The 11,045-nt window shown below is 71.8% G+C and carries 12 protein-coding genes; 8 read left to right on the top strand and 4 right to left on the bottom strand.

From position 1 onward, the window contains the following. Nucleotides 1–241: 241 nt before the first annotated feature. The 6 genes from B1729_RS15560 (at nt 242) to B1729_RS15535 (ending at nt 4,515) form a co-directional block, all read left to right on the top strand. Nucleotides 242–1,039 (top strand): inositol monophosphatase family protein, encoded by a 798-nt coding sequence (locus B1729_RS15560; RefSeq protein ID WP_239539669.1) that lies wholly within the window; start codon nt 242–244, stop codon nt 1,037–1,039. Beyond that, entirely contained in the window at nt 1,036–1,680 is a 645-nt protein-coding gene (locus B1729_RS15555) for a class I SAM-dependent methyltransferase (protein WP_163618549.1), read from the top strand. The genes B1729_RS15560 and B1729_RS15555 overlap by 4 nt, the downstream gene beginning before the upstream one ends. Nucleotides 1,681–1,812: 132 nt before the next feature. Beyond that, nucleotides 1,813–2,352, top strand: a complete 540-nt coding sequence (locus B1729_RS15550) for a hypothetical protein (RefSeq protein ID WP_163633667.1) — start codon at nt 1,813–1,815, stop codon at nt 2,350–2,352. Then, nucleotides 2,349–2,606, top strand: a complete 258-nt coding sequence (locus tag B1729_RS15545) for a hypothetical protein (protein WP_163618547.1) — start codon at nt 2,349–2,351, stop codon at nt 2,604–2,606. The genes B1729_RS15550 and B1729_RS15545 overlap by 4 nt, the downstream gene beginning before the upstream one ends. Next, complete coding sequence (locus tag B1729_RS15540; protein WP_239539668.1) at nt 2,603–3,640, top strand: LacI family DNA-binding transcriptional regulator; 1,038 nt, start codon at nt 2,603–2,605, stop codon at nt 3,638–3,640. Before B1729_RS15545 ends, B1729_RS15540 begins: the two co-directional genes overlap by 4 nt. Next, nucleotides 3,637–4,515, top strand: coding sequence for an aminoglycoside phosphotransferase family protein (locus B1729_RS15535; protein ID WP_239539667.1), 879 nt, complete (start codon nt 3,637–3,639; stop codon nt 4,513–4,515). The genes B1729_RS15540 and B1729_RS15535 overlap by 4 nt, the downstream gene beginning before the upstream one ends. Nucleotides 4,516–4,627: 112 nt before the next feature. Here B1729_RS15535 and B1729_RS15530 read toward each other — a convergent pair whose 3' ends face one another. Both B1729_RS15530 and B1729_RS15525 read right to left on the bottom strand, forming a co-directional pair. Beyond that, entirely contained in the window at nt 4,628–5,647 is a 1,020-nt protein-coding gene (locus B1729_RS15530) for a zinc-dependent alcohol dehydrogenase family protein (RefSeq protein WP_163633661.1), read from the bottom strand. Nucleotides 5,648–5,700: 53 nt separating this feature from the next. Continuing rightward, a complete protein-coding gene (locus B1729_RS15525) occupies nt 5,701–6,948 on the bottom strand; it encodes a multidrug effflux MFS transporter (RefSeq protein ID WP_163633659.1) in 1,248 nt (415 codons plus the stop codon). Between the two features lie 100 nt (nt 6,949–7,048). Here B1729_RS15525 and B1729_RS15520 point away from each other — a divergent pair, with 100 nt between their 5' ends. Next, entirely contained in the window at nt 7,049–7,957 is a 909-nt protein-coding gene (locus tag B1729_RS15520; RefSeq protein ID WP_163633657.1) for a helix-turn-helix transcriptional regulator, read from the top strand. Here the strand turns inward: B1729_RS15520 and B1729_RS15515 are convergent. Then, nucleotides 7,933–8,565, bottom strand: a complete 633-nt coding sequence (locus tag B1729_RS15515) for an FMN-binding negative transcriptional regulator (RefSeq protein ID WP_163633655.1) — start codon at nt 8,563–8,565, stop codon at nt 7,933–7,935. The two genes, B1729_RS15520 and B1729_RS15515, sit on opposite strands and share 25 nt — an antisense overlap. Further along, nucleotides 8,565–9,488, bottom strand: coding sequence for an EamA family transporter (locus B1729_RS15510; protein WP_163633653.1), 924 nt, complete (start codon nt 9,486–9,488; stop codon nt 8,565–8,567). Before B1729_RS15510 ends, B1729_RS15515 begins: the two co-directional genes overlap by 1 nt. Here B1729_RS15510 and B1729_RS15505 point away from each other — a divergent pair. After that, nucleotides 9,487–10,899 carry a PLP-dependent aminotransferase family protein gene (locus B1729_RS15505; RefSeq protein WP_163633651.1) on the top strand — a complete coding sequence of 471 codons (1,413 nt, stop codon included), beginning with the start codon at nt 9,487–9,489 and terminating at the stop codon, nt 10,897–10,899. The genes B1729_RS15510 and B1729_RS15505 overlap by 2 nt on opposite strands. Nucleotides 10,900–11,045: the final 146 nt, after the last annotated feature.

Here is an 11,045-nt window from a genome sequence, read left to right as displayed (position 1 = left end):
CGCAACGCCGACGACAGATGATGCGCGAACCCTGGCTGTCCACCGACCACAACCCACCCGGTTCGCCAGACGGCCCACCCTTCTGAGCGCTCCCACTGGAGCTGCTCACACCCCGCCGGTGCGCAGTGCGCGCGCGCCGAGGAACCGCGGGTGAGGTACGTGCTTGACTGAACCGGTGATGGGATCCGCACCTACTGACGCAGGTTCTTCAGACGCAAGTTCTTCCGACGCACATGTCGCGATGCTCGCCGCCTTGGCAGGTGCGGAGGTGGCGCGAGCCCGCTACGGAAGCGCTGCCGAGCGCACGGATAAGGACGGTGTCGACTTCACAACGGCGGCCGACATCGAGGCGGAACGCGCGATCCGCGCGGTGCTGACACGGCATCGGCCCGATGACGCCATCGTCGGCGAGGAGCTCGGCAGCGACGGCGAGTCCTCGCGTCGCTGGCTCGTCGATCCGATCTGCGGAACCCTCAACTTCGCGGCGGGCGTCCCCCTCTTCGGCGTCAACGTGGCTTTGGAGATCGACGGCTCGACCACTGCTGCCGCCGTCGCGGATCCGGCGGCCGGATGCGTGTTCTGGACGGACGGCGTCGACGCATGGCGGCGCCAGGCGCTGGGGGATGGAGCGGGTCAGGACGACACCGCGCTCACGCCGACAGCGTCGTCCCGCCTCGTCGCGCTCAACCTCGAACGGCGTCTTCCTGATCGGATGGGTCTCCCGCTGTTGGCGGACCCGGTCTTCCGCGCGCGGTTGCGACCACAGTGCCTCTCGACGACGCTCGCCCTCGCGTGGGTGGCGACGGGACAGCAAGCGGGCTACGTCACCGGCGGAGAGCTGGAGGGGAACGTTCATTGGGCCGCGGGAATCGCGCTCTGCCGTGCGGCGGGCGTGGTCCTCACCAACCTCGACGGCGGAGAACTCCACACGGGCGTGCAGGGTCTGGTGGCGGCCGCCGATCCCGAGACCCACCGGTTTCTGCTCGCGTCGTTGGATTCCGGTCGAACCGGAACGGCGCCGGCAGCGAGTGCCGCATGACCTCGGCCGACGTCGAGCGCACGCGCACCGCCTACGACGAGGTGGCAGCGAGCTATGCCGCGATGCTGCCCGACACGCGGTACGAGGCGGCCCCCGAGCTCGCGATGGTGCAGCACTTCGTCGAGGGGCTCGAGTCTCGGCCGGCGGCAGTGCTCGACGCCGGCTGCGGCACCGGGCGCATGATCTCGCACCTGTTGACGCTGGACCCGGAGCTCGTGATCGCGGGCAGCGATCTCTCTCCGGCGATGCTCGCCGAGGCCAGGTCGCGGCATCCGGAACTCGAACTCGTCGCCGCGGACAACGCCGAGCTGCCCTTCGCCGATGAGCCGTTCGACGGCGTGCTGGCCTGGTATTCGACGATCCACACCCCGCCGCACCGGCTGGGGGTGGTGTATGCCGAGTTCCGTCGCGTGCTGCGCCCCGGCGGGCTGCTCCTTCTCGGTTTCCAGGCGGGCACCGGACAGCGCCGGCTCGACAAGCCGTACGGGCACGACGTCGACCTGATCGCCTACCTTCACCACACGCCGTACGTGCGGGAGGCCCTGCGCCAGGCGGGTTTCCGCGTGACAGCGGTGCTCGACCGGGAGCCCCGCGCGACGGAGAAGCACCCGCAGGGCGCCGTACTCGCCGAACGCCTCTGAGGTCGGGCTATCTCCAAGCACCGCTGACATGGCGAGGTGCGCCGAGCGTCGCTGACACGGGGACGTGCGCCGAACGCCTCTGACATCTCCTCACTTCAAGCGCCTGGGAACGTTGTCACATAGACTGAGGACATGAGTTCCACTCCCTCGCTGACGAGTGACTCCGGTCGACGGACCGTTCACGGAGCCGGCTATTCGCTCTCTTGGCGCACCGGCCCCCGCGGCGTGGTGACCTCCCCGGATCTGGAACTGAGTGACGGCGACGGCGCCCGCTGGATGCAGATCTGCGCGCTGTCCAGCGCGCACACCATCAGGCCCGACGCCCTCGTCATCACCCACACCGTGCACCCCTCGTTCGGCGACGTCACCGACATGGTGCGCACGAACGACGTCCTCGAGCACGACGTCACCGGCCGGCCGGTGTCGGTCGCGGCGCAGCTTCGCGCACGGTTCGAGATCGTCTCGGGGGTGCTTCCCGGGTATCCGGTCGACACCGACCAGTGGCCGATGCCCAACCGCGCGGAGTGGCTCGACCACGCAGAGACGCAGGCGGGGCTCGGCGTTCCCGCGCTCTATTACCTCGAGCATGTGCGCGACGGTGAGCCGATCGACCTCGAGCACCTCTCGCTCATCGGCCGCACCTGGGACGAGTACCGGAAGAGACTGGAATGAGCGTGACGGCGGTCGCGCGCGGACCCTCCGGGCAGACCGCACGGCTGCTCCCCTACCGTCGCCGCGCCGTCGCGGGCGAATCGGCGGCCTATACGGTGCGCATGCGCAACCCGCTGCCCCAGCCGGCGCGCGCCGGGATCACGCCCCTCCTCCCGCTAGGCTGGCGCTCGTCCGGGCAAGAGTTCGAGATAGTCCTCGGACCCGGCGAGGAGTCCTCTGTGCAGCTGACCGTGACCGTGACGGAGGAGTGGTGACCGAACGGGGTGCCCCGTTCGCGCGCCCGACCATCCGCGAGGTCGCCGACGCCGCCGGGGTCTCGCGCTCCACCGCCTCCCGGGCGATGTCGGGCAACGGCTACGTGGCCCCGGAGGTGCGCGAACGCGTGCGTGCGGTCGCGAAGGAACTCGGCTACGTGGTCGACGTCACCGCGCGCGCACTCAAGCAGCGCACCAGCCGCTCGGTCGGCGTCCTCGTCTCGGACCTGCGCAACGTCTTCTACGCCGAACTCGCCTCGGGCATCGGCGAGGAGGCACGCGCGCACGGCCGCACCCTCGTGATGGTCGACCTGCGCGGCGACAGCGCCGACGAGCTCGCGGCCGCCGAGGAGCTGGTGGCGTCCCGTGTGTCGGGCGTCATCGCGACGCCGGTCTCGCGCGAGCTGAGCGGCTTCCTCAGCCGCATCGGCGTGCCCCTCATCGAGGTCGTCCGTCGGTTCGACGCCGAAGAGAGCGACGCCGTCGTCGTCGACAACCGGGCGGCGGCGCACGACACCACGATGCGGCTGCTGGCCGCCGGCCATGAGCGGATCGCCCTGTTGATCGACAAGACCGAGTGGACCACCGGCGAGGAGCACCAGCAGGGATATCTCGACGCGCTGGCGGCACGCGGGGTGCGCGTGGACGAGTCGCTGATCGTGCAGGCCGGGTGGGATGCCGACGAGGCCCAGGCCGCGGCCGAGCGCATCCTGTCGCGCGCCGATCGTCCGACCGCGGTCTTCGCGACCAACAACGTGCTCACCGAGGGGACCTGGCGCGCCGCGGCGGCACTGGGCCTCGGCATCCCGTCGGATGTGAGTCTGGCGGGCTTCGACGACGCCCCGTGGATGAGCATGGTGCAGCCGGGCGTCTCGACCAGATATCAGGATGCCGGAGCCCTCGGCGCGACCGCGATGCGGACGCTGCTCGAACGCATCGAGGACCCCCAGGCGCCGGTGCGGACCATCGTGATGCCGACCCGCTTCGTCGACCGCGGATCGATCGCCGCGCCCCGGAAATGGACGACGGCGTGACGGTACCTGTCGAGGCGTCGCGCATCGACGAGGAGCTCGTCCGCGGGCTGATCGCTGCGCAGTTCCCCGAGTGGCGCGACCTTCCGCTCCGCCCGGTGCGCAACGGCGGGAACGACCATCGCATCTTCCGGCTGGGCGACCGCCTCAGCGTCCGGCTGCCGAGCGCGCCCGACTACGTGCCGCAGGTGCGCAAGGAGCAGCGGTGGCTGCCCCGCCTCGCACCCGCGGTGCCGCTGCCGATCCCCGCGGTCGAGGGGATCGGCGAGCCGAGCGACCTGTTCCCCGCACCGTGGTCGGTGTATGGCTGGATGGCCGGGGAGCCGGCATCCGTCACGCCCGTCGCCGACTGGGCGCGCTTCGCCGCCGACCTCGCGGCCTTCCTGATGCGCCTCGGCGAGGCGGACGCGACGGATGCCCCAGCCCCGGGCCTGCACAGCGCCTTCCGCGGCGGGCCGCTCGAGCACTGGGACGACGAGATGGGTGACCTGCTCTTCCGCGTGCACGGCCGGGAGCGGGACCTCGCGACGGGGATCTGGCGGGATGCGCTTGCGGCGCCGTTCACCGCGCCCCCGCGGTGGTTCCACGGCGACGTCTCGCTCAATAATCTGCTGGTGCGGGGCGCCGAGCTCGCCGCCGTCATCGACTTCGGCTGCGCGGGCGCCGGCGACCCCGCGTGCGACACGGTGTTCCGCTGGACGTCGACGCAGGCGGCTGCGCGCGAGCGGTTCCGCACGGACTATGCCGTCGACGAGGCGACGTGGGCGCGCGGTCGCGGGTGGGCCCTGTGGAAGGGGCTCATCATGATCACGAACAAGCCGCCGGGCCAGGCGGAGTTCGCACGCCACGTGCTGGATCGTCTCTTCGCCGAGGCCTGAGCCGCCGGCCCCGTCAGCGACGGCCCCGTCGTGACCGCGGAGCCCGCCCCGATGTGACCGGACCGGAGCGGCGCCCTGCCGGCCGTTCTCTCGCCGGCCGGCAGAGCTGGGCTCAGACCGTCAGGAGCACCTTCGTCGCACGACGCTCGTCCATCGCCCGGTAGCCCTCCGCCGCCTCTTCGAGCGGCAGGGAGAGGTCGAACACCTTGCCGGGGTCGATCCTGCGGTCCCAGATGAGCTGGATCAGCTCCGGCAGGAACCGGCGCACCGGCGCCGGGCCGCCGTGCAGGTGCACGCCGGAGAAGAAGAGCTCGAGCCCGTCGAGGGCGACGTCGTGCGAGACGCCGACATACCCGACGTGCCCACCCGCACGCGTCGCGCGGATGGCCTGCATCATCGACTCCTGCGTGCCGACGGCTTCGATGACGCTGTGCGCGCCGTAGCCGCCGGTCAGCTCCTTGATCTTCGTCACGCCCTCGTCGCCGCGCTCCTCGACGATGTCGGTCGCGCCGAACTCGCGGGCGAGGGCCTGCCGGTCGGCGTGGCGGCTCATCGCGATGATCCGCTCGGCGCCGAGGTGCTTCGCGGCCAGGATGCCGAGCAGCCCGACCGCGCCGTCCCCGACGACCGCGACGGTCTTGCCGGGGCCCGCCTCGGCCGCGACGGCGGCGAACCAGCCGGTGCCGAGCACGTCGGATGCCGCCAGCAGCGACGGGATGAGCTCGGCGTCGGGCATGCCGGGGGTGGCCACGAGGGTGCCGTCGGCCATCGGGACGCGGGCGTACTCGGACTGGGTCCCGATCGCGCCCATCGGGTACGCGTGGATGCACCGCGACTGGTACCCGGCCTGGCAGATCTCGCAGGTGTTGTCGGATGCGAAGAACGAGCCGACGACGAAGTCGCCGACCTTCACGTCCTTCACCTGATCGCCGATCTCGGTGACGACGCCGACGTACTCGTGCCCCATCGGCGTGTGGTCGACCGCGTCGTCTCCGCGGTACGGCCAGAGGTCCGATCCGCAGATGCACGAGGCCGCGAGGCGGATGATCGCGTCGGTCGGCTCGATGATCGTGGGGTCGTCCCGCTCTTCGACCCGGACGTCGCCGGGCGCGTACATGACGACTGCGCGCATGTGGGTTCTCCTTCTTCTCGGGGGTGCAGTTCTCGGGGTTCTGCGTGGGGTTTTCAGATCACGGATGCCGCGACCGTTGCCTGTTCCGCGTTCGAGGCGGGGCGTCGGCCACGGGCGAGGGCGAGGAACGCGACCGCCGAGAGGCCGACCGCGACAACGGTGACGAGTCCGAGCGGCAGGATGCTCGCGGCACCTGCGACACCGACCAGAGGAGCGGCGATCCCGCCCAGTCCGAAGCGCACCATGCCCAGCAGCGACGACGCGGTGCCCGCCATCTGCGGGTAGTCGACGAGGGCGAGCGTGGTCGCCGGCGGAGAGGTGATCGCCACGCCGACGGCGAGCGCGAAGAGCGAGACGACCACGACCCACAGCGGCATCGGCGTGAGCCCCGCGACGAGCAGCCCCGCAGCGCCGACGCCGGCGACGACGATGCCCGCGATGAGTGTGCCGCGCACGCTCCAGCGCTCGGCGAGCCGCCCGGCGACGTAGCCGAACACCATGAAGCCGGCGGAGTTGAGGCCGAACGCGAGCGCGTAGCCGAGCGGGGTCAGCCCGTAGATGTCCTGCAGCACGAAGGTCGACCCCGCCAGGTACGCGAAGAGCGCCGCGTAGAGGAAGCCCTGGTTGAGCACGGCGCCGAGGAACGGGGCATCCGTCACGAGGGTCCGGTAGTCGCGCAGCGTCTGGGCCCATCCGCCGTGCGTGCGCCGGTCGGGCGGCAGTGTCTCGGGGAAGGCGATCAGTGCGATGACGAGGATGCCGCCGCCGAGGACGGCGAGGAAGGCGAACAGTCCGCGCCAGTCGGTGACGGAGGTGAGCAGCCCGCCGAGGAGGGGGCCGATGATCGCGGCAAGGCCGCCGGCGACGGTCAGCCGGCCGTAGAAGCGGATGAGCGCGCCGCCGGAGTACACGTCGCGGCCCGCGGCCTGCGCGATGACGATGCCGACGCCGCCGGCGAGACCCTGCACGAAGCGGGCGAGGATGAGCGTCTCGACCGTCGGGGTCGCGGCGCAGAGCGCCGACGTGGCGATGTACGCGACGATGCCGATCAGGAGGATGCCGCGACGACCGAAGCGGTCCGAGAGCGGGCCGGCGAGGAGCTGTCCGGCGGCGAGTCCCACGAGGCACGCCGTCACCGTGAGCTGTGCGACCGAGGTCGATGCGCCGAGGTCGGTCGTGAGCGCCGGCAGCGCCGGCAGGTAGAGGTCCATCGAGATCGGCCCGAACACCGTCAGCAGGAGCAGCAGCGTCGGCAGCAGGCGCGTGAGTGCGGGACGCAGCGCGGCGGCGGATTCGGTCATGCATCGAGCATCGCGGGAGTGCGACCGCCGGGGGAGTTCCTGATGAGACGTGTATTGACAAGGCACCCCTCGCGCGCCGGAGCCGATCTAGCCTTCTCGTATGGACAATCGAGCCGAGGTCCGCGAGTTCCTGATGACTCGCCGCGCCCGCGTCACGCCCGACGCCGCCGGCATCGCCGCGGGGCCGGGCCGCCGGGTCGCCGGGCTGCGCCGGGGCGAGGTGGCGATCCTGGCAGGCGTCAGCGTGGAGTATTACGCCAAGCTCGAGCGGGGCGCCATCGCCGGCGCATCGGCGTCGGTGCTCGACGCCATCGCGCGCGCCCTGCAGCTCGACGACGCGGAGCGCTCACACCTGCTCGACCTCGCCCGCGCGGCCGACGGCATCCCCACCAGCGGTCGGCCGCGCCGTCGCGGCGGCCGGGCGGCGGCCGCACGGCCCAGCCTGCAGTGGGCGCTCGCGTCGATCACCGACGGGATCGCGTTCGTCCGCGACCCGCGCCAGAACCTCCTCGCCACGAACGAGCTGGGCCGCGCGTTCTACTCCCCCGTCATCGGCGACGGCGGCCGCGTGCCGAACCTCGCGCGCTTCCAGTTCCTGGATCCGGCGGCCCGGGAGTTCTACCCGGACTGGGATCGGTTCGCCGAGATGTGCGTCGGGGTGATGAGGGCCGAGGCCGGCCGCGATCCGCACGACCCGGCCATGCAGGAACTCGTCGGCGAGCTGTCGACGCGCAGCGAGACCTTCCGCCGGCTCTGGGCGGCGCACGACGTCCGCACGCACGGCGCGGGCACGAAGCGCTTCCACCACCCGGTCGTCGGCGAGCTCACCCTCGCCTACGAGGAGCTCGCGCTCACCGCCGAGCCCGGCCACGTCATGCTCATCTACACCTCCGAGCCCGGCTCGCCCTCCGCCGAGCGCCTGCGCCTGCTCGCCTCGTGGGCGGCGACGCACCCGCGACCCGGCGAGACGGCGGCCGGCGTCGGTCAGCTCGCAACCGAGGGCGCCTGAGAGGCGGGCAAGGGCGCGACGTCCCGCATCGCCTCAGCGAGCGCGGGATTGTGCGGGGCGAGGTGGTCCGTGATGTTCTCGCGCACCTCCGCGGGCTTGTTCTGGCTGAGCTTGGCCCGCGCGTCGAACCGCGTGACCCGCAGACGCAGACCGACCGTGCCCTTCGCGATGCGGCGCGTGCCGGCCTCGTCCTCGTCGAGGCTGCGGCCGTGCGGATGCCCCGCCTCGAAGTGGTCGGTCAGCCGCGAGAGCATCGCGTAGTTCGCGTCTTCTGTGAGGATTTCCGGCGTGCCGTACAGGTGAGCGGTGACGTGATTCCAGGTCGGGACGAGGTCGCCGGGCGCGTACCAGCTCGGCGACACGTAGTCATGCGGCCCTTGGATGATCACGAGCACCTCGTGCCGGCCGAGCTCGTGCAGCTCGTCGTCGGGCCGGCCGAAGTGACTGAGCACGACGATGTCGTCGGCTTCCTCGTCGAGGAGCACCGGATAGTGGGACGCGACCAGCCCATCGGCCGTGTGCGAGACGAAGGTCGCCCACGGGTGGCGGCGGATGAGCTCCTTGACCTGCTCGGGGTCGGTCATGAGATAGCGCGGCGTGTGTCGCATCAGGGTTCCTTTCTGGTGAGGCGGGTGCGGACGGCAAGGCCCGCGCAGGCGATGACGGCGAGCCCGCCGAGCAGCGTCGGCAGTCCGATCCGCTCGTGCAGGAAGAGGGCTGACCACAGGATGCCGAGCACGGGCTGGATCAGCTGCACCTGGCTGACCTGCGCGATGGGGCCGATCGCCAGCCCGCGATACCAGGCGAAGAAGCCCAGGAACATGCTGACCACCGCAAGGTAGGCGAACGCCGCCCACTCGACCGGCGTGGCAGCCGGCGGCTGCTGGACGACCGCCACGATCGTCGCGACGATCATCAGCGGCGCGGCCAGCACGAGTGCCCACGACACCGTCTGCCACGCGCCCAGCTCTCGGGCGAGCAGACCGCCCTCCGCGTAGCCCATGGCACAGAGGAGCACCGCCAAGAACAGCAGCAGGTCGGCCTCGTGCAGCTCTCCGAGACCGCCGTTCTGCAGCGATGCGAAGGTCATGGCCGCCACGGCGCCGAGGCCCGCGAACACCCAGAACGAAGTGGCCGGGCGCTCCTTGCCCCGCAGCACCGCCATCACTGCGGTCGCGGCGGGAAGGAGGCCGATCACGACGACGGCGTGGTTCGCCGGCACCGAGAGCAGCGCGTACGACGTCAGGAGCGGGAAGCCCACCACGACGCCGGCTGCGACGACGGCGAGGCGCGCCCACTGGACCGCGTTCGGCCAGTGCTGCCGGGTGAGCGAGAGCGCGAGGGCTGCGAGGGCCGCGGCGACCACGGCGCGGCCGGCTCCGATGAAGAGCGGCGACAGACCGCCGACGGCGACGCGCGTGAACGGCAGCGTGAACGAGAAGGCGACGATGCCGACGAAGCCCCATCCCAGGCCCGCCAACCGCGGTAGCACCGGCGCATCCGGGAGAGTAGCGCTACTCTGTTGTGTCATGAGTCAGGATAGCACCACGCGCATCGCGGTCGGTCTCCGCGCCTGGATCGCAGCCGCCCCGCCGGGCGCGCGACTCCCGTCCAACCGGGCGCTGGTCGCCGAGTACTCGGCGAGCCCGGTCACCGTGCAGAAGGCCATGCGCACGCTCATCGACGCCGGCCTGGTCGAGAGCCGGCCCGGCATCGGCACGTTCGTGCGGGCGGTCCGGTCGGCACGGCCCGCCGACTACGGCTGGCAGGCGGGAGCGCTCGGTGCGCCGCCGGCACGGCTGTCGATGCTCTCCTCGACCCAGCGGTCGGTCGCACCCGATGCCATCGGCCTGCACTCCGGGTATCCGGCATCCGATCTCCTGCCGGAGCGTGCGGTGCGCGCCGCGATCTCCCGCGCGGCGCGCTCGAGCGCGGCGATCACCCGCTCGCCCGTGACGGGCATGCCCGAGCTGCAGGAGTGGTTCGCCCACGAGCTGGCCGCGAGCGCTCCCGCCGGCATCACGCCGCCCGCCGCACGGGACGTGCTGGTGATCTCGGGCAGCCAGAGCGGCCTGTCGTCGATCTTCCGCGCGGTCGTGGGGCCGGGGCAGCCGCTGCTCATCGAGTCGCCGACATACTGGGGCGCCATGCTCGCGGCCGAGCAGGCGGGCGTCATCCTGGTTCCCGTGCCGACCGGCGCCGACGGTCCGGATCCCGACGAGGTCGACCGGGCGCTGGAGCGCACCGGCGCACGGGCGTTCTACGCGCAGCCGACGTTCGCCAACCCGACCGGCGGGCAGTGGACGGCAGAGACCGCCGACGCCGTCCTCGAGGTCGTCCGCCGGCGAGGCGCCTTCCTCGTGGAGGACGACTGGGCGCATGATCTGGCGATCGACGCCGACCCTCGCCCCGTCGCCGCACACGACGACGACGGCCACGTCATCTACCTGCGCTCGCTCACCAAGAGCGTGTCGCCGGCGCTGCGCGTGGCATCCGTCATCGCTCGGGGCCCGGCGCGCGAGCGCATCCTCACCGATCGCGCCGCCGAGTCGATGTACGTCAGCGGACTGCTGCAGGCCGCAGCGCTCGACGTCGTCACGCAGCCCGCGTGGCGCACCCACCTGAAGAGCCTGCGCCCGCAGCTGAGGGTGCGGCGCGACCTGCTGCGCGACAGCGTGCGGGAGCACGCGCCGACCGCCCACATCGAGACGACGCCGAAGGGTGGCCTCAATCTCTGGGCACGACTGCCGGACGGCACGGATGCCGCACTCGTCGTGCGCGAGGCCGAGGCGCGGGGGCTCATCATCGCCGCCGGAGACGAGTGGTTCCCGGCCGAGCCCTCTGGGCCCTACGTGCGCCTGAACTACTCGAGCGACGACCCCCGGCGATTCCCGGATGCCGCGCGGATCCTCGGCGAGACGCTCGACAGCGTCACAGGCTGAGCCCGGCCCCCGGTCGTTGAGCGAGTGAGGGACGAGCGAGACGAAACGCCCCGAGCCGGGCGCCGCGGGTCGGCCCGACGCGTTTCGTCTCGGTCGCTGGCGCTCCCTCGCTCAACGACCGATATGCACATCCCCCAGTCGTTGAG

This window comes from Microbacterium sp. B35-04, assembly GCF_010634885.1.
Taxonomy (GTDB): Bacteria; Actinomycetota; Actinomycetes; order Actinomycetales; family Microbacteriaceae; genus Microbacterium.
The sequence above is the reverse complement of the archived record's forward strand: the minus strand, read 5'-3'. Positions and strand labels throughout refer to the sequence as shown.